Annotated in this window: 24 protein-coding genes; 14 read left to right on the top strand and 10 right to left on the bottom strand. The window is 66.0% G+C overall.

The features are described 5' to 3' along the window. From IEX18_RS17785 to IEX18_RS17770, 4 genes are all read left to right on the top strand, one after another. Positions 1-729, top strand: a 729-nt coding sequence (locus IEX18_RS17785) for a phosphoribosylanthranilate isomerase (RefSeq protein ID WP_308419361.1), incomplete at its 5' end; no start/stop codon positions are given. 242 nt (positions 730-971) lie between these two features. Next, on the top strand, positions 972-1,436 hold the full coding sequence (locus IEX18_RS17780; RefSeq protein WP_229664700.1) for a DUF892 family protein: 465 nt from the start codon (positions 972-974) through the stop codon (positions 1,434-1,436). Positions 1,437-1,506: 70 nt separating this feature from the next. Next, on the top strand, positions 1,507-2,493 hold the full coding sequence (locus IEX18_RS17775; RefSeq protein WP_095997445.1) for an aldo/keto reductase: 987 nt from the start codon (positions 1,507-1,509) through the stop codon (positions 2,491-2,493). Further along, entirely contained in the window at positions 2,490-3,314 is an 825-nt protein-coding gene (locus IEX18_RS17770; RefSeq protein WP_095997444.1) for an SDR family NAD(P)-dependent oxidoreductase, read from the top strand. The genes IEX18_RS17775 and IEX18_RS17770 overlap by 4 nt, the downstream gene beginning before the upstream one ends. An 80-nt stretch (positions 3,315-3,394) precedes the next feature. On the opposite strand, the gene IEX18_RS17765 is transcribed toward IEX18_RS17770, so the two are convergent. Genes IEX18_RS17765 through IEX18_RS17755 form a run of 3 tightly spaced genes read right to left on the bottom strand, consistent with a single transcriptional unit; the run spans position 3,395 to position 7,651 of the window. After that, positions 3,395-4,801, bottom strand: a complete 1,407-nt coding sequence (locus tag IEX18_RS17765) for an efflux transporter outer membrane subunit (protein WP_095997443.1) — start codon at positions 4,799-4,801, stop codon at positions 3,395-3,397. After that, a complete protein-coding gene (locus IEX18_RS17760) occupies positions 4,798-5,964 on the bottom strand; it encodes an HlyD family secretion protein (protein ID WP_217989548.1) in 1,167 nt (388 codons plus the stop codon). Before IEX18_RS17760 ends, IEX18_RS17765 begins: the two co-directional genes overlap by 4 nt. A gap of 19 nt (positions 5,965-5,983) precedes the next feature. After that, entirely contained in the window at positions 5,984-7,651 is a 1,668-nt protein-coding gene (locus IEX18_RS17755) for an MFS transporter (protein WP_229664699.1), read from the bottom strand. Positions 7,652-7,718: 67 nt separating this feature from the next. On the opposite strand from IEX18_RS17755, the gene IEX18_RS17750 reads away from it, so the two are divergent. Beyond that, positions 7,719-8,258: a TetR/AcrR family transcriptional regulator gene (locus tag IEX18_RS17750; RefSeq protein WP_095997442.1), complete on the top strand. Its 540-nt coding sequence runs from the start codon at positions 7,719-7,721 to the stop codon at positions 8,256-8,258. Between the two features lie 231 nt (positions 8,259-8,489). Here the strand turns inward: IEX18_RS17750 and IEX18_RS17745 are convergent, their stop codons facing one another. The 4 genes from IEX18_RS17745 to IEX18_RS17730 all read right to left on the bottom strand — a co-directional run bounded on the left by IEX18_RS17745 (position 8,490) and on the right by IEX18_RS17730 (position 12,689). Continuing rightward, positions 8,490-9,167 carry a sigma-70 family RNA polymerase sigma factor gene (locus tag IEX18_RS17745; protein ID WP_229664698.1) on the bottom strand — a complete coding sequence of 226 codons (678 nt, stop codon included), beginning with the start codon at positions 9,165-9,167 and terminating at the stop codon, positions 8,490-8,492. Positions 9,168-9,343: 176 nt separating this feature from the next. Further along, complete coding sequence (locus IEX18_RS17740; RefSeq protein WP_229664697.1) at positions 9,344-10,954, bottom strand: ABC1 kinase family protein; 1,611 nt, start codon at positions 10,952-10,954, stop codon at positions 9,344-9,346. Continuing rightward, complete coding sequence (locus tag IEX18_RS17735; protein WP_229664696.1) at positions 10,942-11,619, bottom strand: TetR/AcrR family transcriptional regulator; 678 nt, start codon at positions 11,617-11,619, stop codon at positions 10,942-10,944. Before IEX18_RS17735 ends, IEX18_RS17740 begins: the two co-directional genes overlap by 13 nt. A 125-nt stretch (positions 11,620-11,744) precedes the next feature. Further along, positions 11,745-12,689 carry an MlaD family protein gene (locus tag IEX18_RS17730; protein ID WP_095997440.1) on the bottom strand — a complete coding sequence of 315 codons (945 nt, stop codon included), beginning with the start codon at positions 12,687-12,689 and terminating at the stop codon, positions 11,745-11,747. Positions 12,690-12,743: 54 nt separating this feature from the next. On the opposite strand from IEX18_RS17730, the gene IEX18_RS18885 reads away from it, so the two are divergent. From IEX18_RS18885 to IEX18_RS17700, 6 genes are read left to right on the top strand one after another with little or no spacing between them, the layout of a single operon-like run. Further along, positions 12,744-13,220, top strand: coding sequence for a PaaI family thioesterase (locus tag IEX18_RS18885; protein ID WP_095997439.1), 477 nt, complete (start codon positions 12,744-12,746; stop codon positions 13,218-13,220). Further along, the gene (locus tag IEX18_RS17720) at positions 13,217-13,621 is read left to right on the top strand and encodes a PaaI family thioesterase (RefSeq protein ID WP_095997438.1); all 405 of its coding nucleotides are present in this window, start codon (positions 13,217-13,219) and stop codon (positions 13,619-13,621) included. The genes IEX18_RS18885 and IEX18_RS17720 overlap by 4 nt, the downstream gene beginning before the upstream one ends. Positions 13,622-13,654: 33 nt before the next feature. Continuing rightward, entirely contained in the window at positions 13,655-14,893 is a 1,239-nt protein-coding gene (locus tag IEX18_RS17715; RefSeq protein ID WP_095997437.1) for an HlyD family secretion protein, read from the top strand. After that, positions 14,893-16,419 carry a DHA2 family efflux MFS transporter permease subunit gene (locus IEX18_RS17710; RefSeq protein WP_095997436.1) on the top strand — a complete coding sequence of 509 codons (1,527 nt, stop codon included), beginning with the start codon at positions 14,893-14,895 and terminating at the stop codon, positions 16,417-16,419. Before IEX18_RS17715 ends, IEX18_RS17710 begins: the two co-directional genes overlap by 1 nt. Next, positions 16,419-17,840, top strand: coding sequence for an efflux transporter outer membrane subunit (locus IEX18_RS17705; RefSeq protein WP_095997435.1), 1,422 nt, complete (start codon positions 16,419-16,421; stop codon positions 17,838-17,840). Before IEX18_RS17710 ends, IEX18_RS17705 begins: the two co-directional genes overlap by 1 nt. Before the next feature lie 43 nt (positions 17,841-17,883). Continuing rightward, positions 17,884-18,438 (top strand): MarR family winged helix-turn-helix transcriptional regulator, encoded by a 555-nt coding sequence (locus IEX18_RS17700; RefSeq protein WP_095997434.1) that lies wholly within the window; start codon positions 17,884-17,886, stop codon positions 18,436-18,438. Here IEX18_RS17700 and IEX18_RS17695 read toward each other — a convergent pair. Further along, a complete protein-coding gene (locus tag IEX18_RS17695) occupies positions 18,435-19,004 on the bottom strand; it encodes a DUF4142 domain-containing protein (protein ID WP_095997433.1) in 570 nt (189 codons plus the stop codon). The genes IEX18_RS17700 and IEX18_RS17695 overlap by 4 nt on opposite strands. A gap of 142 nt (positions 19,005-19,146) precedes the next feature. On the opposite strand from IEX18_RS17695, the gene IEX18_RS17690 reads away from it, so the two are divergent. Together IEX18_RS17690 and IEX18_RS17685 are read left to right on the top strand one after the other, a co-directional pair. Next, entirely contained in the window at positions 19,147-20,709 is a 1,563-nt protein-coding gene (locus IEX18_RS17690; RefSeq protein WP_229664695.1) for a DUF4403 family protein, read from the top strand. Between the two features lie 84 nt (positions 20,710-20,793). Beyond that, complete coding sequence (locus IEX18_RS17685; RefSeq protein ID WP_095997432.1) at positions 20,794-21,471, top strand: phosphoribosylanthranilate isomerase; 678 nt, start codon at positions 20,794-20,796, stop codon at positions 21,469-21,471. Positions 21,472-21,589: 118 nt separating this feature from the next. On the opposite strand, the gene chrA is transcribed toward IEX18_RS17685, so the two are convergent. Both chrA and IEX18_RS17675 read right to left on the bottom strand, forming a co-directional pair. Beyond that, the gene (gene chrA, locus IEX18_RS17680) at positions 21,590-22,789 is read right to left on the bottom strand and encodes a chromate efflux transporter (protein ID WP_095997431.1); all 1,200 of its coding nucleotides are present in this window, start codon (positions 22,787-22,789) and stop codon (positions 21,590-21,592) included. Then, on the bottom strand, positions 22,767-23,096 hold the full coding sequence (locus IEX18_RS17675) for a PadR family transcriptional regulator (protein ID WP_095997430.1): 330 nt from the start codon (positions 23,094-23,096) through the stop codon (positions 22,767-22,769). Before IEX18_RS17675 ends, chrA begins: the two co-directional genes overlap by 23 nt. A 119-nt stretch (positions 23,097-23,215) precedes the next feature. Between IEX18_RS17675 and IEX18_RS17670 the strand changes: the two genes are divergently transcribed. After that, the gene (locus IEX18_RS17670; RefSeq protein ID WP_095997429.1) at positions 23,216-23,956 is read left to right on the top strand and encodes a hemerythrin domain-containing protein; all 741 of its coding nucleotides are present in this window, start codon (positions 23,216-23,218) and stop codon (positions 23,954-23,956) included. Positions 23,957-23,959 lie beyond the last annotated feature (3 nt).

The following is a 23,959-nucleotide window of genomic DNA, read 5'->3' as shown; positions in this document are numbered from 1 at the left end:
CCCCAAATGGAGCAGCTTACCACTGGCAGGATTTCTCTCCGCCGCACCGGCACCTATGCCGGCGCTCCCGTGGCCGGGTTTGTCACCGCCCTACACAAAGCTTGGATGGCGATCCAGGCAGGAGCGGATGCCTTGGGTTTGGTGGCCAACATGCCGTCCGGGCCCGGGACGATCAGCGATGACCAGATCGCAACTATCGCGGTCCTTGTGCCTCCGCCCGTGGCGTCTTTCCTTCTCACCTCGGAGATCAGCGCAGACGCCATATCGGCGCATGTTCGTCGCACGCAGCCCAGTACCGTTCAGGTCGTCTCACACATCGCTCCCGCCGAGTCCGCCAGACTCGCACTACTGGAACCGCATGTCCGCCGGGTTCAGGTGATTCACGTGGAAGATCGCGCAGCGCTCGACCTGCTCCCCACGTACAGCCCCCACGTTCACGCCTTCCTGCTCGACTCCGGTCGGCCGAATGCAAGCGTGGCGGAACTAGGCGGCACCGGACGCGCGCATGATTGGGAGATCAGCGCCGCATTCGTGGAGGCGAGCCCGCGCCCCGTATTCCTCGCAGGAGGCTTGACGGCCGACAATGTCGGCCGAGCCATCGATCAGGTCCAGCCCTATGGACTGGACGTCTGCTCAGGCGTGCGGACCTATGGTCGGCTCGACCCGGTGAAACTCACCGCTTTGTGGCGGCGGCACGGAGCGCAGATCAGGAACGGGCGCGGAATGTGATCTAGCCTCCTCGCTGCCGTTGATCGCTTCGCCGGCAGATATCTGCCCCCATAACGCGGCTCCCGCGTCCTCGCGCGCGGTCCTGTCAAGCAGCCGGCGATGCTCAGCACGCGCTGCCATCGCTCAACTGCCGTTTACGATCCGCATAACGGGGAACCGAACGGAGCAATAGGATTAGAACCGTTCACCGTGCCCGACCCGAGGCCCGGCAGGACGAGGACCCCCCAATGAACGAGAACAATTTGAAGAAGCTGGTCGCGCAAGGACTATCCGCGATGCAGGCCGGGAGCGACATTGCGGCCAAGGCGACGGACGAGATCAACAACGACGCGCGCCACCCGGCGCTGCGATCTGCGCTCGAGGAGGGCAACCGGACGTCCCGCCAATGGGCGGATCGCATCCGCCGCGCCGCTGAGCAGGCGGGCCCGGCCGAACAGCAGGGCAATCCCGTGCTGGAAGCGCATTACGAGGTAAGCCAGAAAATCCGGCAAGCAGCTCCGGACGATGCTTCACGCGACCTCGGCATCATCGCCAGCGGGCAGCTCGCGCTCCATTACTGGATCGCTTCGTTCGGGACAATGGCCAATTATTGCCGGCAGACCGGCATGGACGATGCAGCACGCGACATGAAGGCGTGCGCGGACGAGGCCAAGCAGGCAGACGAGAAGCACAACCAGCTCGCCGAGCAGTTGCTGTCGGAAGCCTGAACCGGTGCCGGCCCGTCGTCGCCATCGACGACGGGCCAACCGGCATGATCCAACAACAGAGGAACAACTGATGGTCGAGCAACGAACGCTGGGCGGCGAGCTACGTGTGTCCGCGCTGGGCCTCGGCTGCATGGGCATGTCCGAATTCTACGGGCAGGCCGACGAGGCCGAGGCGGTCGCGACCATTCACCGGGCGATCGATCTCGGCGTGACGTTTCTGGACACCGCCGACATGTACGGCGTCGGCCGCAACGAGGAACTGGTCGGGCGTGCGATCCGCGATCGGCGCGACGCGGTGGTGCTCGCGACCAAGTTCGGGAACGTCCGCGGCGAAGACGGAAGCTTCAAGGGCGTGTGCGGCCGGCCGGATTACGTCCGCTCCGCCTGCGAGGCCAGCCTGCGCCGGCTCGGCGTCGAGACGATCGACCTCTACTATCAGCACCGGGTCGATCCCGACACGCCGATCGAGGACACGGTGGGCGCGATGGCGGAGCTGGTCCGCGAGGGCAAGGTGCGCCACCTCGGCCTCTCCGAAGCGGCGCCCGCCACGGTCAGGCGCGCGCAAGCCGTGCATCCGATCGCGGCACTGCAGACGGAATATTCGCTGTGGAGCCGCGATCCCGAGGGCGAGATCCTCGACACGGTGCGCGAGCTCGGCATCGGCTTTGTGCCGTACAGCCCACTCGGCCGCGGCTTCCTGACCGGCGCGATCCGGCGGGTGGAGGATCTCGCGCCTGACGACTATCGCCGGCACAGCCCCCGCTTCCAGGGCGAGAACTTCCAGCGCAACCTCGATCTCGTCGCGGCAGTCGAGGCGCTTGCGCGGGAGAAGGGCTGCACCCCTTCCCAGCTGGCGCTCGCCTGGGTGCTGGCGCAGGGCGAGGACATCGTACCCATCCCGGGCACCAAGCGCCGCGGCTACCTGGAGGAGAATGTCGGCGTCCTCGACGTGACGCTCAGCCGCGAGGAACTGGAGCGGCTCGATCGCGCGGCGCCGAAGGGAGCAACGGCGGGCGAGCGCTACGCCGCGCCGCAAATGCAGGCGCTGAACCGATGAGCGGGGGCGACGGACACGGCATTGCCGGCCGGGTCGCGATCGTGACGGGCGGCGGCCGCGGTCTTGGTCGCGCGATGACGCTCGGGCTGGCGCACGCCGGCGTGCGGCTCGTCGCCACCGCCGCGCGCGAACTCGCCGAGGTCGAGGCGGTCGCACAGGAGGCGGAGCGTGCATGCGGCGACGACCGGGTACGGCCGCTGCTCGCCGACGTGACGCGGGCGGAGGACTGTGCCGCGGTCGTGCGCGAGGCGGTCGCGGCCTTCGGCCGGCTTGACATCCTGGTCAACAATGCCGGGCGCGGCATGAAGTATGTGAGCGACACCTTCTTGACCGAACCTACCCGGTTCTGGGAGGTCGCCCCTGACACCTGGCGCATGGTGATCGACACCAATGTCAGCGGACCGTTCCTGATGGCGCGCGCCGCCGTGCCCGCCATGCTGGAGGCGGGATCGGGCCGGATCGTCAACATGTCGATGAACCGCGAGACGATGCGACGGCGCGGCTTCTCGCCCTATGGCCCATCCAAGGCGGCGCTGGAATCGGAAACCGCGATCTGGGCGCAGGACCTAGAGGGCAGCGGCATCACGGTGAACGCGCTCCTGCCAGGGGGCGCGACGCTGACCGGCATGATCCCCGAAAAACTGCCGGACGGCGCGCGCGCCGGCCTGCTGTCGCCCGAGATCGTGGTCGCGCCGCTGCTCTGGCTCTGTTCCGATGCTGCCGCGGCGGTCACGGGCAAACGGCTGGATGCCCGGCGGTGGACGGGGCCGCAGCCGGCGGGCGCGCCGGGGCATGACGCGCTCGAGAATGTCGCCTGGTAGGACAGCCACGAAGCAGCACTCGCCTGACCAGCCGGGACCCCGCCCTTTCACGATCGCAGCATCGGCCAGACGAGCAGTGCCTAGCGTTGCAGCGCCGAACGCTCCGCGATTGGCCGATCGCCCCACCCTCCCCCGAGCGATGCCCAGACGCGGACCAGCGCATTCAGCTGCTGCTCCCGGACAGTGATGGCGTTGAGCTCAACCGCGAAGAGGTTTCGCTGAGCGTCAAGCTCGTCGAGATACGAGGCATATCCTCCACGGTAACGATCGCGAGCGAGACTCAGCGATCGCTGCAGGATCGACCGTCGAGCCGATACGTGGACAATCTGTTCCCGCAACCGCTGCTCGCTGGTGAGAGCGTTCTCGACCTCGCCGAATGCGCGCAGGACCACATCGCGATAGGCATACGCCGCCTGATCGCGGCGCGCATTCGCCTGATCGACCTGAGCGGTCAGGCGGCCTCCCTGAAAGAGGGGCGCGAGGATGCTCGCCCCGATGTTCCAGATGGAAACTGGATCATAGTCCAGCTGATCGACGATCAGCGCACCCGCAGCCGCGGACAGCGCGACATCCGGCATGAACTCGGCGCGCCTCGAGGCGATAGTCCGATCCGCGGCGGCCAGGCGGGCTTCCGCGGCCGCAATGTCTGGTCGCCGCCGCATCAGTTCAGACGGCATCAGCCCTGGAACTCCCGGCGTGGAGAGGTTCGCAAGCTCGCCCCGCGCTACCGCTCCCGGCAGGTCGCCGGTCAGCAAGCGCAGGCCGTTCTCCTGCAACCGCCTGGCCTGTTCAAGCTGGGGGATGGCCTGGGCCACTGCCTCATACTCCGACTGCGCCTGCGTCAGCTCCAGCTGCGAGCTGTAGCCCAGCCTCGCGCGATCCTCCGCGATCCGCCGCGCTTCGGTGCGCAGAGCCAGCGTTTTCCGGGTCACATCGAGCTGCGCATCGATCGACAGCAGGGTGAGATAGGCCTGCGCCGTCGCGCCGGTGACAGAGAGCCTGACGGCACCATAGTCGGCCGCACTGGCGACGTAATTCGCGCGGGCCGCGTCGCTCAGCGCCCGCAGGCGGCCGAAGAGGTCGAGCGTCCAGTTCGCGCCGAGCTGCGGCTGTATGGCAAGAACCTCGGTTGGTCGCCCGGTGACCTGGCTCAGAGCGCGGTCGTAGGCTATACCGGCGCCCGCGCTCAGCGTGGGTGCCCGGGCGGCTCTCGCAAGCCGTACCTGTGCCTCTGCCTCGCCGATCCGAGCCGCGGCTGCCAGAACGTCCGCATTGTTCGCCATCGCCCGGACGATCGCAGCGCTCAGCGCCGGGTCGGCGAACTGCTTCCACCAGTCGTTCGAGATCGCGCTACCATCGATTCCCGCTCGATCGCGCCATTGCTCCGGAGGTGTCACGCTCGATCGTGGCGGCGCGGGCAGATACGCAGGTGCGCATCCCGCGACGAGAGCGAGCAGCGCTAGCGCCGGGCAGCCCGCGAGCTTCATGGCGCGACTTCCTTCGGAGATGACGTCCCGGCCGTATCCACCCGTGCCACCACTGACATGCCGGGACGAAGCCGCCGGGCGAGCGGCTGCTCCGGATCGATGCGGATACGGATGGGAATGCGTTGGACGATCTTCGTGAAGTTCCCGCTTGCGTTGTCCGGCCGCAAAACGCTGAACTCGGATCCCGTTGCCGGAGCAAGCTCCTCGATACGCCCGGTCAACCTGGCGTCGTCGAGAGCGTCTACGGTGAACGTAGCGGGCTGACCGAGTCGCATCCGGCTGGTCTGGGTCTCCTTGAAATTCGCGACCACCCAGAGCTGCTCGGGCACCAGGAACATAAGCTGGGTACCGGCTTGTGCATATTGGCCGACACGAACCGAGGCTTCGCTGATCTGTCCATCGCGCGGTGCACGGATCACGGTATTGGCAAGATTGATCCGGGCAAGATCGACCTGAGCCTGTGCCTGTGCAACGCGGCCCTCCAGCGCACCGCGGGACACGCGGTTTGCAAGGATTACCTGTTGCTGCCCTTCAATGGCAGCTTGTGCACGCTCGATAGCCGCCGCTGACGTGCGTTCGGTAGCCAGCACCTGATCGCGTTCGCGAACGCTGACCGATCCTTTGGAAGCCAGCTCCGAAACGCGCGCGATGTCGGCGCGGGCGCGCGCACGTTCAGCGTTGGCTTGCGCCAGGTCGGCTTGACGGGTGCGCAGCGCCGCCTCGTTCTGGGCCACCGTTTGCGGCCAGTTGCGCAGTTCGGCCTCTGCCACCTTGAGCTGCGCCAGTGCCGCGTCCAGCTGCTGGCGGTATATTCGGTCATCGATGCGCAGCAACACCTGCCCGCGTCGCACATGCGCGAAATCTCGAACGTTCGCCTCAACGACATATCCCGCGACCTGCGGCGCCATGGCCGTGATCTGGCCGCGGACATAGGCGTTCTCAGTCTGCACCATCGCACTGGTGAACGGCCACAATCGCCACGCGTAGAGGATCAGCAAGCTACCCGCCACGAAGATCGCTGCCATGATCGCGAGCGTGCGCGGCCGGGCCTTGATGGTCTTGGCGGGCGGGGGCGTGTCCGGAATGCCTGCATCGGTTGCCGGGTCCTGATCTGCCCGATCGGTCGAAGGCGGTCGATCCTGGGTCTGCTCTGGCTGCGTCATCGAGTTCTCATGCTATGGATCAAGCCGCCGAAGGTGGCGAGGGAGCTTGGCGAGCGGCGCGCAGCTGGACGGTGACACGCCATAGGCACCACAGAAGGAAGGCAAAGGCGATTACTGCGTTCAGCCGGAAGACATCATTGTAGGCGCGGATGCTCGCTTCGCGCGTGGCGGCTTGCTGCAACAGGGCCATACCACCGGCTTGGCCAAGCACAGGATCAGAAACACGCGCTGCATAGATGCTGCGCTGGATCCCCAGCCTTTGCGCTACAACGGGGTTGGTCGGGTCGACGTGGCTGGTGATCTGCCCGGAATACTCATGCTGACGGTATTGCTGGAAGGTACCGTAGATCGCTGGTCCAAGCAGGGCGCCGGCGCTCTGCGTCATGGTGAACAGAACCACGAACGTGACGATGTGGTCCGCACCTCTCTTGAGCGCTCCCATGACACCATGGAGGATGAGCGGCGCCATGACGAGTGCCCCTGCCATGGCGATCATCGCCTGACTTGCCATCATGTTGTTCGGCCTTGTCTCGCTCGTGGCATCGCTGTCGAGCAGACTGGCGATCAGGACGAGGACCACCGCAGCAATCGCCATCGGCATCATCGTCTTGGGTCCGAACGTCGCCGCGCCGATCGCTATTCCCGACAGGACGCCTGCGATCACCACCAGGTAAAAGAGCCGAAACTGGTCGGGCCCCATCCCCAACGTTCGCAGAAGGCCGGCTGCAGCGTAGCTTTGTTCTGAAAGAATGAGCCTGAAGGCCAGGGCTGCGACCACGAACCGGATGACCTCGCCGGTACCGATCCAGCGGGTCTGGATGAGCGGATTGGCACGATGATGCTCAACGAAGAACGCCAGCAGCAACAGCGCGAGGGAGACGAGGAGGGCCCAAGCCATCCACGGCTGCTCGCTCCACCATTGCAGCTGTCCCTGCGCCAGAACACCCGCGATCAAGGCAAATGCCGGGGCCAGTAGCAGGAACGTCACGAAATCTGTCTTCTCGAAGACCCTTATCCTGATCCCCGGCGGCAGCTTGAGCGAGATGACTGCCGCGAGCGTGCACAGCGCGAGGGCGAACTCGAAGGTATAGAGCGTATGCCAGTCACCCAGGTCCAGAAGGGCTGGTGACAGCAACCACGCCAAGGGCAACGCCAGCTGAGTCAAGCCGAAGCCGACAACGATCGCCTTGCCCATCAGATGCTTTGGAAAGCCCTGCATCACGTAGTAGAAGCCGAGCGAGCTCAGTGGGGCGCCGACGAAGCCCGACGCGGCTCTGACAAGCACTGCGGTGGGATAATCATCGACGAACAGGTGAAGCGCGGTGATGGCGAGATAAGCCGCAAGCGCGACCTCCGCGAACCGCCGGATGCCGAACTGCTGACGTGCCTTGAACAGGATGAGGTTCGCCGAGAGGTTCACCATCACGTACGCCGCCGGCAGCCATGCCCCCTGGACGGGGGTCAGACCCAGCGCTCCTTGGATCTGCGGCAGATTCGCCGAAACAAGCGCGTTGGCGAGCCCGCTGGTGATCGTGATGAGTACCCCGACGATGAGGTAAGCGACACGGAGGGACGGCCGATGCCGGATAGACGCCGGCGAGCCTGGAATCATCGGCACCTCATCGGGGTGCCATTCAGGCGTACGCTCCAGCAGGACCGGCCCCGGACGTGACGTGGACGAACTCATCGAGCGAGCGTAACCTAACCGGACATTGATTGTCCGGTTATATCGTTCAGGTTGGAGCGGAACAAGTATGCGGAAAGATGCTCGAGCGCGGCGCGACCGCCTTATCGCCGCGGCTGCGAATGCCTTCCGGGAGGAGGGGTACGGCGTTGCACTCGAGCAGATTGCACAACGTGCCGGTGTTGGCCGAGGAACGCTCTACCGCAACTTTCCCGACCGCGACGCGATGATCGTGGCAGTCCTCGAGAGTCGCCTTGATGAACTCAGAGCCGTGGTCTCGGAGCTTGCCGATGAACCCCGGTTGTTCGAAGAGTTCATCAAGCACTATGGCGGAGTGGCCGCCTTTCACGCCAAAGCCAGCATAGGGATCGGCAGCGAGTTGCTTGACAGGGAAGTGTCGAGGTTAAGATCGCAAGCTGACGAAGTCATGGAGCACATGCTGTCTCACGCGATCGCTTGTAATGCGCTTCCAAGCAGTATTTCGACTGAAGATGTCCAGCTTGCGGCAAGGATGATTGCTGGTGTTGCCGCTTATCTCGATGGCGATCAGGACGATATGCTGGATCGCGCCATGAGGATCGTCGCCAGCGGACTTCGAAGCTTTGGATGAAGGCCGTGGCAGTCCGCGCTCTTCTGCCACTGTCACCACGTTGCAACGATTGGCGGTGAACGCTGGCAGAGGGGTTCAATTGGAGGCAGTCCGGCCAGTTTGGGACCGATAACACTGGCGACGCCGCACGAAGAGTTCGTCGTGCCATCGCCAACTCGTAGGGGCATGACAGTCCAGTGTAGAGCTGAAAACGAAAGGCCCACAAATGGGATCAGGCGGACTACAAGAAAGTCATTCAACGGCGCAGCGAGCAGCGGCGCGCTTCGCGCGCCAGATTCGCAGAAGTTCGATCTGTTTGGAGTGTGCATCATCGACGGGCGATGGTTCATACCGAGGTGACGTATCGAGCGACAGGATCCGGGGTGCTACGACCTTGGCTGGTGCGCTGTTGGTTTGATCCAGGAGTGCGCGGAGCATTTGCCGTCCTCTCACCACGCGGCTCTTGATCGTGCCGACGGGGACCTGCTCGATCGTGGCCGCCTGCTCGTAGCTTTGCCCCTCGATCCCCACGAATTGAATGCACCGCTGCTGCTCGGGTGTCAGGCGCGGCCACAGGCGGCGGACATCGCTCATTGTCACGACCCATTCCTGATTTGCCGCCACCGGAACATCGCTTAGTTCGGCCGTCCCGCCCGCCTGTTCCGCGCCTCGACGACGCACCTGCGACAGAAATGTATTGCGAAGGATCCGGAAGGTCCACGCCTTCAAATTGGTACCGGCCTCGAAGGATGCCCGGCTGCGCCATGCTTTCAGCACGGTTTCCTGAACAAGGTCCTGTGCAGTATCGGGATTCCTGGCCAGCGATCGCGCATAGCTCGCCAGACTGGGCATAAGCTTGCTGAGCGCCACACCGAAGTCCGACGAGTCCTCAGGTGATAGACGCGGCTCGTAAACCGTTTGTTCGGACACGCATAACTCCTCGTTCAGTGAACCAGGCAGATGTTTCTGGTACTGACCGGTTTACTTTCTGCAAAACGTCAACTCGATTGGCTTGTTCCGGACCTTGGGAATGAAATATCAGTGGCGAAACGGATGCGCGGTAGAGGAAGGGCGGAACCGGGTACTGATCGCCTGACAACAAGAGGTCAGCGCCGCTGCCGGTTGGCGTACCAAGCCCAGCCCGCGGGCAGTACCGCTGACGCCATCAATATCGTGCCGACGACATCATGGTCGCGCTGAAGGATCGCGCCGGCGACCAGCATTCCGGCAGACAGGACGTTGGGATCGGCGCGCCGGAGCAAGGCCGGGGGTGAGGAGACTGCGCCTTTCTGCAACTCGATCGGCAGCGCGCCCGACCGTGCGACCCGCTCCGCGAAGGTCACCAACTCGGGCGATGCCGCGGCCAGACGGCCAAGGCTCGTCGCCAGCCGCCGTCCACCCCGCTTGAGGCCGGCCGGGCCGATTCGCTCCCGTAGCAGTTCGCGCGCGATCGGTGCGGCGCGCGCGGCGATGTCGAAGCCGGGATCGAGCCGTCGCACGAACCCCTCGGCGATCAAGAGGGTGCGCAGCAGCAGGGCGAGATCGGGCGGCAGCGCCAGCCGGTAGGTTCGCAGCAGCGTAAAGACGCGGCCGAAGATGTCGGCGAGATCGATCTGCTGGAGCACCGCACCGCGAAACTGGCCGATCAGCGCGTCGAGGTCGCGGGTCAGCGCCTGGCGATCGACGTCGGTCTCGCCCGACCATTGCAGCAGCACGTCCGTCACCGATCGCGTATCCTCGCCGGCGATAGCGAGTACGAGCGTGACCACCTCGTTCCGCCGGGCGGGGCTGAGTACGCCGACCGCGCCGAAGTCGATGAACGCGAGCGAGCCATCGGTCAGGATAAAGACGTTGCCGGGGTGCGGGTCGGCATGAAAGCGGCCGTTGAAGATGATCATCCGCAGCACTGCATCGGCGTATTTGCCGGCGACATCCGCACCGCCCCTACCCGCCCCGTCGAGGATCGCGCGGACGGGCATGCCGTCGAGCCGCTCCTGCACGTTGATCCGACGGCCGACCTGATCCCAGTAGAAGGCCGGCGTACGGACTCCGAGCGGCTGCAGGAACGCGCCGATGCTCTCGCAGGCTGCCGCTTCCGCACTGAGGTCCATTTCCTGCGACAGGCTCTCCGCGAAGAACCGGAGCAGTTCGTCGGGCTTCAGACGGCGGATCTCCGGTGAGTGCCTCGCGGCAAGCCGCGCGATGCGGCGGAGCAGCCGCAGGTCGGCATCGACGCGTTCCGCGATGCCCGGCCGGCGTACCTTGACCACAACCTCGGTTCCGTCGCGCAAGGATGCAGCATGAACCTGCGCGATCGAGGCCGCCGCGATCGGGTCGCGGTCGAAGCTCGCAAACACGTCCTCGATCGGGGAGCCGAGCGCGGCCAGGATCGTCGGCTCCAGCGCCTCGAACGGCAGCGGGGTCACCTGGTCCTGCAGCGCCGACAGCGCGCGCACCCATTCCGGCCCGAGCAGGTCTTCACGGGTGGCGAGCACCTGCCCCAGCTTGACCGCGACGGGTCCAAGGTCCCGCAGCAGCGCGACGACCCGCTCGGGCGTACCGAGGTCTACGGGCTGCTCCGAGCGCCCGGGCAGCAAGCCCAGGCGCGAGGCGAGCCCGTTCAGGCCGTGGCGGCTCATGATCTGGATGAGTTCGGCCAGGCGCGTGCGCTCACCGATTTGAGGCTCGTCGACCGCGTTGGACATCAGGCGCTGCAACCATCCGCCTCTCGCGGGCGACAGCCATTGAGGAACAGGTCGATACCGCGCGCGATACGATCGCGCGCTGCCTCATCGTACGCAGGAGGAGACAGCCCGAGCGCTGCACGGCGCATGGGCGCGACCACGACGAGCGTGACGAACTGCTCGGCAGCGAACACCGGATCGGCTAGCGACAGCTCTCCCTTGGCATTGGCGTGGGCGAGGATCGATGCCACCCACTGGACGGCCCGCTGGTAACCGAAGTCGTGGATGTTCGCCGCAAGCGCGGGGAAGCGCACGGCTTGGGCGATGACGACGCGCTCCATCGAGGCGATCCGAGGCGTCAGGAGCCACTCGAGCAGGCGATCGGCGATGACGCGAAGGCGCGATGCGATGTCGGGTTCGTCGCTGCCGGAGGGTTCGAGCGCGCGCAGCTGCGTGTCGATCTCGTCCAGGATGACCGCCTCGAACACGCGCGCCTTGCTGCCGAAGCGCGCGTACAACGTCCGCTTCGAGATGCGCGCCTGTTCGGCGATCATGTCGGCACTGGCGCCGTCGAACCCGTGTTGGAAGAACAGCTCGCGGGCGCTCTTGAGGATGTGCGAGGTTAGGCGGAGCGCGTCCTCGGTCGTCGGTCTGCCCATCTTCCCCGGGCGCCGGCTTTTCTTCTCGTCATCGCTCAATCTCGTTCTCCCCGATCGAGGGTAGCGCGATCCGGACCGGTTGACGAGAAATCACGCCGGGACGGTCGGTCGCTCGCCTGCCAGCCCGCTCTCGGCCAAGAGCTGACCTATCGTATCGCGGTCGATCAATGCCGTGACCCCGGCTTGTAGGTCGGGAGGGACGGGGCACCCACACCCAGCCCCTCCTGATCGAGGCGAACGGCCGTATCTCTGACAGCGCCCACCTTGTTCCTTGCTGAACGAACGGTCTCACGCAGTTGGGCCTGTTTCGCGGTCGCGCCGCGGATCGTGGGTCGAACAGCCTCGATGCGAGCCGTAAGCTGCTCGGCTCCGTCACGAGCGTTCAGCAACGCACGGTTCGCCTTGGCGAGAATGGTCGCGCGGCTTTCCTCCAGAGAGCCCCCCAACCGTTCGGCGCTGTCGCCGGATCGCTGCAAGGCGATTCCCACGGCCACGACACGCCCGCGCGCGCCGGTAAGCGCGTCAGACGTCGCGCCAGCCTTGTCTGCCCAGCTCGCGGAACTCTCCGCGAGCGCCGCAAGCCGATCGCTGGTCCGCTGCTGCTGAGCGGCATCAAGGTTGCGAGAAACAGAATCAACGGTGCGGCTGATCTTTTCGACCAGTGCGACCGGGTCCCCTCCGCCGCCAAGGAGCCCGCCTTCTTTGGCGGGAATGACGGGAACCTCCCCGTCGTTCGCCGCAACGATCGGGGGCGCCCCAGATGTTGCACCGTCGAGGCTGATGTTTGCGGTGCCCGCCAGTGCCGATCTTGCAATCGACGCTTTCACGCCTGCGACGATGGGGATCCGCGGTTCAAGGCTGACGGTGACGAGAACCGCTGACGGGTCCTCCTTGTCGAACCGTATCGACGTGACGTGACCGGCCGGTACACCCGAGAAGGTCACCGGCGACCCCTTCTCCAGGCCGGCGACGCTCCCGGTGAAGCGGATCATATAGGGTTTGCCGTCTCCATCGCGTGCGTCGAACAGCCACAGGGTGAAGATCAGGAGCGTGCCAAGCAGAAAGCCGGTCACTACGAGCACCAGGAATTTGTTCGACCGCGTTTCCATGCGAGACCATAACCATTAAGAGACCGGACCTTATATGTAAACCGTACCGTTTCCGTGTGGCCGGAGCAAAGGCGACCTTCGACGGTGGCGAGGCCTGATCAGGACAAGGATGGAACCGTGGCTGGAAACTGGAGCCTACAACCGGGCGACATACCGTGGGGCAACAGGCTTGGCCTGGAGCTGGTTTCGATCGGCGATGGCCTCAGCTCGCTACGTGTCGGTTGGCGTGAGGAGTTGGCTGACGAGGACGAGACTTTAGCAACGGGCGTGTTGACGAGCCTTATCGATCAGGCCTGCGGCGTTGCCGTAATGTCCCGACTGGGAAGGCGGTTGGCAATCTCGACCCTTAACCTGAAGGTGGACCATGTGCGATCTGCCGAGGCGAGATGCTCCGCGACAGCGTGGGCACACTGTTACGACGCTACCGAGCACCGTGCGTTCGTACGGACCGAAGTCTGGGATACCGATCCGTCTCACCTGATCGCGACTGCCCAAGGCGTCTTTTCGATCAATCGCGCTGTCGGGCCATGAGCGGCTTCGCGCAGCTGCTAGGCCCCATGATTTCAGAGAGCGGTGACGCCTTTGTTTTGGCGCCAGTAGAGTACCTGATCGGCAACCCTCTCCTTCCCGCCTTGCATGGCGGAGCTGTGGCATCCTTTCTTGAAGTGGCCGCGAAGCGTGCCCTTCACCGCCGACTTTCGCCAGGGCAGCCCTCGCAGCTCATCAGTGTGAACCTACAATTTCTCGCCACTGCGCGGCTGGATGCACTTGTCACGACGCCGAAGGTCAGGCGTGTCGGACGTCGGATCGCAGTCGTTCATGCCGAAGCATTCCACCGCGGAGATCCAGCGGCTGTGTGTTTCGCGCAGCTCGAGTTTGCGGTGCACGAGCCCATCAGAGTGGGTGGAAATGCCGACCGCCGAACACTATGATACGGCTTGGTTTACATACGATAGGGTTGCTGGGTGGCTGACGAGCAGGCTGAAGATCGAGGCGGCGACGCGCCGCATAGCGACCCGGACGCGAATTCCCAGACAGAAGCCAGATCGGAGGACGGTTCCGAGGAGCAGAGCGGCGAAAAGAAGCCGTCGCTTCTCGAGCGCTTTCCGATCATCCGCTACGTCCTCATCGCCGCACTTGTTGCCGGCATCGTCGCGGCGGTCGTCTGGTACATGAACTACCGCGCGAGCGGCCAATACCTGCAGTCGACCAACAACGCCTATGTGCGCGCGGATTTCGTGACCGTTTCGCCGAAGGTCGGCGGCTATGTCGAGCGTGTTCTCGTCGCGGACAATCAGCCTGTCCGCCGGGGCCAGTTGCTGGCCGTGCTCGACCCACGCGACTACCGCGCCAACGTGGAGCAGGCGCAGGCGCAGATCGCCGCGGCCGCCGCCAACATCCGGGCCGCTGAGCGGACCCTCGACGAACAGCAGGCCGGGGTCGGACAGGCCGCTGCCCAGGTCGCGAGCGCCGAGGCAGCAGCGGTCGCTGCCGAGCGGGAGGTCCAGCGCTACGAGCCGCTCGCCCGCTCCGGTGCGGAATCGCGCGAGCGCCTCGCCGGCCTCGTCCTGCAGCGCGATCGAGCCGCCGCGGAGCTGCGCGCGCAGCGCGCCGCCTACCTGGCCGCCCGTCGCGGGGTTGCGACCCAATCGGCTCGCATCGGCCAGGCGGAGGCCCAGCGCGGCACCGCGCAGGCCCAGCTTGCGCGCGCCTCGACGGACCTCGGCGCGGTCGAGATCCGCAGTAGCATCGACGGCGTGGTCGCCGACAAGGCGGTCCGAGCCGGGCAATATGTCCAACCGGCGACCCGGCTGATGTCGGTGGTGCCAGTCGATCAACTCTACATCGAGGCGAACTTCAAGGAAACGCAGGTCGCGCTGATGCGCGTCGGGCAGCCTGTGACCATCAAGGTGGATGCACTGGACGGCGCCGAGCTGCGCGGCAGGGTCGCCAGTTTCTCTCCGGGGACGGGCGCACAGTTCTCACTCATCCCGCCCGAGAACGCCACAGGCAACTTCACGAAGATCGTCCAGCGGGTGCCCGTGCGCGTCAGCATCGAAGCGGGTCCGGAGGCGCGCCGGGTGCTGCGTCCCGGCCTCTCGGTGGAGGTCACGGTCGACACGATCAGCGCCAAGGGAAGCCGGGAGCAAATCAAGCAGGAAACCGAGCGGCTGAAGCGCGGCGAGACGCAGGGCGCGCGCTGATGGCGGCCCAACGCGCCGGCCTGCGCGAGTGGCTCGCCGTTGCGGCGGGCACGATCGGGTCGTTCATGGCGCTGCTCGACATCTCGATCGTTAATGCGGCTCTACCCACCATCCAGGGCGAGATCGGCGCGAGCGGAACCGAGGGCACCTGGGTCGCGACCGCCTACCTCGTGGCGGAGATCGTCATGATCCCGCTGAGCCCGTTCCTGGTGCGCCTGTTCGGCCTGCGCAACTTTCTGCTGGGCGCGGCGGTCAGCTTCACCGGCTTTTCCGTCGTGTGTGGCATCTCGACGACGCTGCCAATGATGATCGCCGGCCGTGTGGGCCAGGGCTTCACCGGCGGTGCGCTGATCCCGACCGCGATGACGATCATCGCCACACGGCTGCCGCCGTCACAGCAGCCGATCGGGACCGCCGCGTTCGGCGGCACCGCGATCCTCGGTCCGGTGCTCGGGCCGATCATCGGCGGTTGGCTCACCGACAATTACAGTTGGCACTACGCCTTCTTTCTGAACGTGCCAGTGTGTGCCGGACTCGTGCTTCTGCTGCTTCTGGGGCTCAAGCACGAGCACTTGCGGCTCGACCAGCTACGTCATGCCGACTGGCTCGGGATCGCGGGGCTCGCGATCGGCCTGGGTGCCCTCACCGTCATGCTGGAGGAGGGGCAGCGCGAGATGTGGTTCGAGTCCGCCATGATCGTGAAGCTCGCGATCGCAACGGTGTTCGGCTTTGCCCTCATTGCCGTGGGCCAGGTCCGCTCGTCGCACCCCGTGCTCAAGCTATCGCTGATCTTCAGCCGCTCATTCGGCAGCGTCTTCGTCCTAAGCCTCATCATCGGCGTCGTGCTCTACGGCGTGACCTTCCTCATCCCGCAGTTCCTCTCGTCGATGGCCGACTACAGCGCGCTGCAATCGGGCAAGGTGGTCTTCGTCTCCGGCATCCCTGCCCTGATGCTGATGCCGTTCCTTCCGCTCGCGTTCAAATATCTCGACGTTCGCCTGGCTGTCTTTGTCGGCATGACGCTGATCGGCGTCAGTTGCGCGATGGATTGGCACCTCACCGCGCAGTCAGCCGGGGGCGACCTGACGAATTCACAGCTCGTCCGCGGCTTCGGGCAGATCTTTGCCATGATGTTCCTCAACCAGGCCGCGATCAGCGCCGTGGCACCCGAGGATGCCGGCGACGCGTCCGCGCTGTTCAACGCGGGGCGAAACCTTGGCGGATCGATCGGCCTCGCGCTGATGGCGACCCTCCAGGACCGGCAGACCTTTCTTCATTTCAACCGACTGGGCGAAACGGTGTCGGCCAACGCGGCGACCACGCAGGAATGGTTCGCGAAGGCCATGTCCATGCCGTCCGGCGAAGCCGGCGCCTATCGGCAGCTCGCCAGGCAACTCCTCGAACAGTCTACCGTCATGGCCTATAACGACCTGTTCTTCGCCCTTGGCGTCGCGATCGCGATCACCACACCGCTGGCGCTGTTCCTCCGCCCGATCTCCTCCGACACGCAGATGGCGATGCACTGATGAAGCGACTTAGCTGGACCATTCTGCCCGCCCTCCTGACCGGCTGCGTCGTCGGACCCAACTATGAAGGCCCGCCGGGCGTCGCGAGCGGCGAGCGTCCCGGGTCGACATTTCGCCGCGCAGATCAGGCAGTCACGGTACCGCAGCCCCCTGTCGCACGCTGGTGGGAAGGCATGGGCGACGCGCAGCTCACGACGCTGATCGACCGCGCGCTTGCCTCAAATCCCGACGTGGCGATCGCGGAGGCGCGCATCCGCAAGGCGCGCGCCAGCTTGCGCGAACAGCGCGCGAACCAGCTTCCCACCGTATCGGCGTCGGGCACTGCGATCGTCGCCGATCTTCCCGCAGGCTCGCTCGCGCTGCCGACGCAGGGCGAGCAATCCGATCGTATCAGGGCCGAATTCTACAATGCCGGCCTTGATGCGTCGTGGGAGATCGATCTGTTCGGCGGACGGCGCCGCGCCGCCGAAGGTGCCGAGGCCCAGGCTCAGGCGGCCGAAGCCAATAGAGCTGATGCGCAGGTTCGTCTCTCGGCGGAGGTGGCCCAGAATTATGTGACCTTGCGCGAACTCCAGCAGCGCCTGATCCTGGCCCGCCGCTCCGCGCAGCTTCAGCAGCGATCACTCGCCCTGCTGCAACAGCGCGAGCAGCGCGGGGCATCGTCGCGCGACGAGGTGGTCCGGCTCCAGACCGAGCTGACCCGCACGGAGGCCGAACTGTTGCCGCTCGAGGGACAGATCGCGACCACGCTGGACCAGTTGGCCCTGCTCACCGGCGACGAGCCGGGCGCACACGACGCGGCGCTCTCCGCGCCCGCCCCCATTCCGACAATCCCGGCAGCGGTTCCGATCGGCGATCCCGCCGCCATGCTGCGGCGCCGCCCAGACATCCGCGCCGCCGAGCGGCAGCTGGCGGCATCGAACGCGCAGATCGGCGTCAACGTCGCCCGGCAGTTTCCATCGGTCAGCATCATGGGGATCGTCGGCCTCGGCGGTCCCGACATCGGCGACGTGGTTGATCCCGACAACGTCTCCAGCCTGCTGCTCCCGCGCATCAACTGGAGCTTCCTCGATTTCGGCCGCAATCGGGCGCGGGTGGAGCAGGCGCGGGCCGACCGGGACGAGGCGGAAGCGCAGTACCGCAAGGCGGTCCTGTCGGCCCTGTCGGACGCGGAGACCAGCCTGACGCGCTTCGGCAACCAGCGGAAGAACCTCGCCTCCAGCGTCCAGAGCCGCAATGGAGCGAGGCAGTCCGCGGCGTATGCGGCGCAGCGCTTCAGTCGCGGCGCCGTACCGTTGACAACATCCCTGGATGCGGAGCGCGCGGCCCTTGCGGCCGATCAGTCGGTGCTGGAGGCGACCGGCGAGCTTGATCGCGCCTTCATCGCCTTGCAGAAATCCATCGGGTTGGGATGGGAATAGTGGTGAGAAGCTGGCGCTCAGTCCGTCACAGGACACGACACGCATGACGATGCCGCTGCGGCCCCCGCCTGCCCAGTACCTGCGGGATGACGCGATCAGAGGCGGAATGGACCTTCTGTTCTTCGCTCGCCGATCTCACCTTGCCCATGCGGATGCCGAACTTGCGGCGCGTGGTCTGGGACGGGCGCACCATCGGCTGTTGTATTTCGTCGGCAGATACTCTGACCTGTCGGTAAGCGACCTGCTGAAAATTCTCGGGGTCACCAAACAGTCGCTCGGTCGTGTAATGAAGGACCTGATCGAGCGGGGACTGATCGTTGCCCGACCGGGAACGCAGGACAGGCGCCGACGTCTTCTGGCACTCACACCTGAAGGGCAGAAACTCGAAGCGAACCTGTTCGACGACCTGAAGCGCAACATGGCCAGGGCGTACCACGAAGCCGGTGAGACTGCGGTGACAGGCTACTGGATCCTGATGCAGCACCTCATGAACGGCGAAGCCCGCGACCAGTTCAGCCGACTCCGGGCCGCCATGAGAACAAGGGTGTCGGACCAGGCCGACGGGAGTAGCAGCCTGGTCCGACAAGGGTCACCTTAGCCTGCAAGTCCGGAGGGAGTGAGAGACTTGCCGGTGGTGAGCTCGTTCTCCAGCATCGGAACCGCGGTGCCGGCGACCTGCTGCAGCGCGGGGTCGGTCCCGTCCTGCGCGTAGCCCTTGTTCACCGCCCATGCGGCCTGCTGGACCTGCGCCGACTGGGTCAGATACAGATTGTCGAAGGCGCTCCTGGGAGCCTTTTGGAGCAGCTTGAGCAGGGCAGCGCGGTCTGCGGACAGGTTCGCGGACGGCGCCTTGATTGTGCGCTGATCATTCTTCAGCGCTGCCAACAGCGCCTTGTGGCTGCTCTGCGTCTCAGCCAGCACGCGCTTCGCATAGGCCTTGACGTCGTCCCGCTGCGCGCGCGTCGCGGCGAGCTGCGCGGCCTTGATCTGGTAAAGGTTGGCGTCGGCCGCCGCGAGCACGTAATTGGGCCCGCTCTGGCTCGCAATCGGCGAGACGCCGACGTCGGCGCTGGTCATCGTTCCCGAAGTGGCGGGCGAAACGGCCTGCGCCAACACTGGTACCGGCGCCAGGGTGAGCAGCGCAGCAACTATCGCGGTCTTCATTGAGGTCCTCCGTTGGTGTTGTCGGGCACTGACCGAGATCAACGGGTCGAACGATAAGGAAACGGAACGGTTCCCTTTTACGAAACTCGTCTGGTAAACCTATCGGATGGGACGCCGCTCGGACGGCTGGAGATGCGCGGCGATGAAGAACACGACGGCTCGGGCAACCTTCTCCAGGCCGGTTGGAGCGATAGCTGAAGCGGCAGGCCAGATTGCCGGGGCTCTCTTGCGCGGGGACGAACTCTCCAGTGTCTTGATCGTATCCGGGCTGCTCTGCGTCGCATGCCTTAGTGGCTGCGACCGAACTCCTCGCGAGGCGCCTCCGCGAGCGACGGACACGATCAGCGTGCCCGCGCAGACCTCCACCATCGACGTGCCGATCGTCGCGGACCTGGGCAAGCTGGCGGCGACCCTCGAACGGGCGGTTCCGCGTCGCCTCTGGTCGATCGACAAGCCGGGGCAGACCTGCCTCCCGCCGAAGAAGGTCAAGATCCTCTTCGCGAAGACAAAGACGCCCGCCATCCAGTGCCGCATCACCGGCACCGTCGTCCGAGGGCCGCTGGTGCTGGAAGGCTCGGGGAAAACGATCATTGTCACCATGCCGCTTCACGCCGCGATCAGCGCTCGCGACGTGGGAGGCGTACTCAGCCGGGAGACGGCGCAAGCGGACGCCCGCGTCCGGGCCGCGATCAGGCTCGACATCGCCCGCGACTGGTCGCCGCGCGGCACGGTATCGATCGCCTACGACTGGACCGACGAGCCGCACGTCGACTTCCTGGGCCAGCGCATCGAGTTCACCAGCAAGGCCGACGCCAAGCTCGCCGGCGTCGTCGCGCGCCTGGAACGTACGCTGCCGCAGGAGCTCGCCAAATTGCAGCTGCGTGAGCAGGTCGCGCAGGTCTGGGGCGCGGCGTTCTCCTCCGTGCAACTGAACCGGGCGAACCCGCCGGTGTGGATGCGGATCACGCCTCGGCAATTAAGCTACGGAGGCTACACCATCTCGCGCAACCGGGTGACCTTGGCGCTGGGGCTGACGGCGGGGACGGAAACCTTTGTCGGCGATCGGCCCCCTGATCCGCAGCGCCAGCCGCTCCCCGACATGACGCGCACGCAGCCCGGACCCAGCCGCATCCTGTTCGCCATACCCGTCATCGCCGACTATCGTCAGCTGGAGCCGGTGCTCGCCAAGGCATTGGTGAAGCGTTCCCGCCGCGCCTTCGAGGTGCCGGGTGTCGGTGCCGTGCGAGCGCAGTTTCACCAGGTGACCATCTACGGCACGACCGGCGGCAAGATCGCGGTCGGGCTTCGCTTCAGCGCGGCGGCCGATGGTGGGGAGCCATCGCGGGGCACGATCTGGCTTACCGCCACGCCGCGCAACGCCGTCAACGATCGCCGGGTCGCGTTTGACGATCTCACCGTCGCCGGTGTGACCGACTCGGTGCGGACAAGCCTGCTCCTGAAGCTCGCCAATGCCCCCGGCATTTCAAGCACCGTGTCCGCCGCACTGACCCAGAATTTTGAAAAGGATTTCGACAAGCTGTTCGGCAAGATCACCCGTGCGATCGACGAGAAGCGGATCGGCAATGTGGTCGTGCGCGCCCATATCACGGACGTGCGCACAGGCCAGCTGAAGGCGGCCGGGCAAGGCGTTTACCTGCCCGTATGGGGGCGCGGCACGGCTACGATCAGCCTTGCGCCACGATAGAGAATGCCCGACCTCGCGACGGTACCAGCACGGACCGCATTGCCCTCGCGTCGGCATGGCGGCATGGCGGCATGTCTCGTTCCAATGAGAACGCGGATCAAGGTTTGCTGCATCGCCTCCCCGAATGAAGCGCAAATCGCGATCGCGGCGGGGGCTGATGCGCTGGGGCTGGTGGCGCGCATGCCCTCTGGCCCCGGTCCGATCTCCGACAGGGCGATCGCAGAGGTGACGGCGCTCGTGCCACCGCCGGTAGCCACCTTCCTGCTGACATCCGAGACGACCGCGGACGCCATCTCCGCCCATGTCCGCGCGACCGCTCCGTCAGCGGTCCAGATCGTGTCGCACATCGATCCCGCGGAGTCGCGGAAGCTGGCGGCGCTGGAGCCGCACGACCGCCACCTCCAGGTCATCCACGTCGAAGGGCCGGACGCGCTACAGCTAATCCCGGCCTATGAGCCTTGCGTTCATGCTTTCCTGCTCGACTCGGGCAGGCCCAACGCCCCGGTGGCGAGGCTGGGCGGAACCGGCCGCGCGCATGACTGGGCGGTCAGCGCCGCTCACGTGCGGGCGACCGAAAAACCGGTGTTTCTTGCCGGGGGCCTGACCGCCGCGAATGTTGCGGGAGGGATCAGGCAGGTCCGCCCTTATGGGGTCGACCTGTGCTCCGGCGTCCGGACGGGCGGTCATCTCGACCCGCAGAAGCTGTTCGCCTTCGTCAGCGCGGTCCAGCAGATCGACGGAGAATCGGCGCGGGCGACATGACGGCACTGGCACCGGCGTGAACTCCAGTTGCTGCCGGTGTCCTGTGGATGTGGGCTAGGCCGCCGCCACGGCAGTCTTGCCGCCTACAACTCCCGCAGGAGCCGATGCGGGACCGACGTCAGAGAGCTAGCAGGCCGAGCGCCCCCCCCACCATCCCGGTGACGATTGCAAGCGGCGGGAGGCGCCACCGCAGCAACGCGATTAATGCGACCACGACTAGCAGCGTATCGCGCCAGGACCGGACGCTGCTCGTCCATAGCGGATCATAGAGCGCGAGCGCCAGAATGCCGACCACAGCCGCATTAACGCCAGCGATCGCGGCGCGAACCAGCGCGTTCCGGCGCAGCGCCGTCCAGAAGGGCAGCACACCGACCAGGATCAGGAACCCTGGCAGGAATATTCCGACTAATGCTACAACGGCCCCGCCGACGCCTTTGCCCGCGAACGCCCCGAGATAGGCGGAGATTGTGAACAGCGGCCCCGGCAGCGCCTGGGCCGCGCCATAACCGGCGAGGAAGCGACCGTCGTCGATCCAGCCGATCGGCACCAACGTGGCGTGCAGCAGCGGCAGGACGACATGGCCGCCGCCGAACACCAGCGCGCCCGCGCGGTAGAACAGGTCGAACAGCCGCAGTTCGCGCCAGCCCAGCGCCCCTGCGATGGGCGGCAGCATCACGAGCAGCAGTGCGAAAAAGATGAGACACATCGCGCCGACCCGGCGTCGGACCGTGATCGGTGCCCAATCGCCGGGCGCGATCGGGAGGTGGCGGCAGGCGACGACCCCCGCCCCCGCGCCGAGCAGGATGGCGGCAACCTGCCCCAACGCACCCCCCATCACCCCCGTTATCAGCCCGGCGGCGACGGCGATCAGCACCCGGCGCAGGTCGGGCGTGAGACTGCGCGCCATGCCCCAGACCGCTTGCGCGACGATTACCACCGCGACGAGCTTGAGGGCGTGGAATACGGCGCCCGCGACCGGACCGTCGACTTGCGCGGAGACGAGCGCGAGTACGAGCATCAGCACGGTCGAGGGAAGCGTGAACGCGACCCAGGCGGCCAGCGCGCCGAGCGGCCCGGCGCGCGCCAGGCCGAGCGAAAACCCGACCTGGCTCGACGCGGGACCGGGCAGGAACTGACACAGCGCGACCAGCTCGGCATAGGCCGGCTCGTTCACCCAGCGTCGTCGGATCACCAGCTCGTCGCGGAAATAGCCGAGATGCGCGATCGGTCCTCCGAACGAGGTGATGCCGAGTTTCAGAAAAGCGCCGAAGACCTCCCCCGGGGTCCCGATAAGCTCAGCCTTTCGGGATGCGTTCACGCCCGTGCCCCTCGACCAGTTCGCCAAAAAGCTCGCGCGCCTTGTCGCGAACGAGCGCGAGCGCTTCGCGACCGAGGTCGGTCGCGACGTAGAGCTTGCGGACCGCTCGGCCGTGGCGCTCCGTGTGCGAGGAGAGGTAGCCCTTCTTTTCCATCCCTTGCAGCATGGGGTAGAGCGTGCCGGCGGAAAGCCGGTAGCCGTGGCGCGCCAGCTCCTCGGTTATCCATTGGCCGTAGATCGGCGCGTCGGCGGCGTGGAGCAGGATGTGCAGCCGCACGAAGCCCGACAGCAGTTCGCGGTGGTCCATTATCCGGCATCCCCGAAACTATAGGAACGGCTTTCGCTATCGGGAACCGATAGTGAGCCGGTCGGTTTCCTAAAATGCCCCGTTGTCGCCCTGGGCGCCCGGCCGGCAGGAGATGGATCATGGCTTCACCCGCGGACGATCCGAACGTCAACCGCCGCGCGCTGCTGGCGACGGTCGGCCTGGTCGTACCCACCCTGCTGGTTGCGACCGCGTGCTCGCGTGAAGGCGATGACAAGGACGAGAAGGAAGGCGGTGAGGAGCAGGAGGTTGCCGCCAACGAAGACCTGATGCGCGAGCATGGCGTGCTGCGCCGCATCCTGATCGTCTATCGCGAAGCCGCGCCGCTGGTCGCTTCATCGGCAAAGGTGGATGCGGCCGCACTCAATCGGGCGGCAACGCTGTTCAGGACGTTCGGCGAGCAATATCACGAGAAGCTGCTGGAGGAGGGCCATGTCTTCCCGGCCGTCCGCAAGGCGGGGGGCGACGCGGCGCGCTATCCCGACCTGCTGGTCGCCCAGCACGAGCGCGGCCGACAGCTCACCGACTACATCATCGACCAGACCAAGGGCGGCAGTATCGCGACCGGACAGGCCGAGGGGTTGGCGAAGGCGATGACGGGCTTTTCGCGCATGTATGAGGCCCATGCCGCGCGGGAGGACACGATCGTGTTCCCTTCGTTCAAGAAGGCGCTCGGCAAGCAATACAAGGAGCTGGGCGAGCAGTTCGAGGAGATCGAGCGCAAGCAGTTCGGGGGCGACGGCTTCGACATGGCGCTCGACAAGGTCACGAACATCGAAGGCGCGCTCGGGCTTGCCGACCTCGCCCGCTTCACCGCGGCCCCGCCCCCGGCGACGGCCTGAGCG

The sequence above is a fragment of the Sphingomonas metalli genome, from assembly GCF_014641735.1.
Lineage (GTDB): Bacteria > Pseudomonadota > Alphaproteobacteria > Sphingomonadales > Sphingomonadaceae > Sphingomonas > Sphingomonas metalli.
Note: the sequence above shows the minus strand (reverse complement) of the source record. Positions and strands in the feature narration are given on the sequence as shown.

Coding starts and splice junctions, on each gene's coding strand:
- IEX18_RS17695 (WP_095997433.1), bottom strand. CDS start 19,004: ATGAAGACCGCGATAGTTGCTGCGCTGCTCACCCTGGCGCCGGTACCA.
- IEX18_RS17730 (WP_095997440.1), bottom strand. CDS start 12,689: ATGGAAACGCGGTCGAACAAATTCCTGGTGCTCGTAGTGACCGGCTTT.
- IEX18_RS17675 (WP_095997430.1), bottom strand. CDS start 23,096: ATGGACCACCGCGAACTGCTGTCGGGCTTCGTGCGGCTGCACATCCTG.
- IEX18_RS17685 (WP_095997432.1), top strand. CDS start 20,794: ATGAGAACGCGGATCAAGGTTTGCTGCATCGCCTCCCCGAATGAAGCG.
- IEX18_RS17710 (WP_095997436.1), top strand. CDS start 14,893: ATGGCGGCCCAACGCGCCGGCCTGCGCGAGTGGCTCGCCGTTGCGGCG.
- IEX18_RS17765 (WP_095997443.1), bottom strand. CDS start 4,801: ATGAAGCTCGCGGGCTGCCCGGCGCTAGCGCTGCTCGCTCTCGTCGCG.
- IEX18_RS17770 (WP_095997444.1), top strand. CDS start 2,490: ATGAGCGGGGGCGACGGACACGGCATTGCCGGCCGGGTCGCGATCGTG.
- IEX18_RS17720 (WP_095997438.1), top strand. CDS start 13,217: ATGAGCGGCTTCGCGCAGCTGCTAGGCCCCATGATTTCAGAGAGCGGT.
- IEX18_RS17750 (WP_095997442.1), top strand. CDS start 7,719: ATGCGGAAAGATGCTCGAGCGCGGCGCGACCGCCTTATCGCCGCGGCT.
- IEX18_RS17670 (WP_095997429.1), top strand. CDS start 23,216: ATGGCTTCACCCGCGGACGATCCGAACGTCAACCGCCGCGCGCTGCTG.
- IEX18_RS17705 (WP_095997435.1), top strand. CDS start 16,419: ATGAAGCGACTTAGCTGGACCATTCTGCCCGCCCTCCTGACCGGCTGC.
- IEX18_RS17775 (WP_095997445.1), top strand. CDS start 1,507: ATGGTCGAGCAACGAACGCTGGGCGGCGAGCTACGTGTGTCCGCGCTG.
- IEX18_RS17760 (WP_217989548.1), bottom strand. CDS start 5,964: ATGACGCAGCCAGAGCAGACCCAGGATCGACCGCCTTCGACCGATCGG.
- IEX18_RS17700 (WP_095997434.1), top strand. CDS start 17,884: ATGACGATGCCGCTGCGGCCCCCGCCTGCCCAGTACCTGCGGGATGAC.
- IEX18_RS17690 (WP_229664695.1), top strand. CDS start 19,147: ATGAAGAACACGACGGCTCGGGCAACCTTCTCCAGGCCGGTTGGAGCG.
- IEX18_RS17755 (WP_229664699.1), bottom strand. CDS start 7,651: ATGAGTTCGTCCACGTCACGTCCGGGGCCGGTCCTGCTGGAGCGTACG.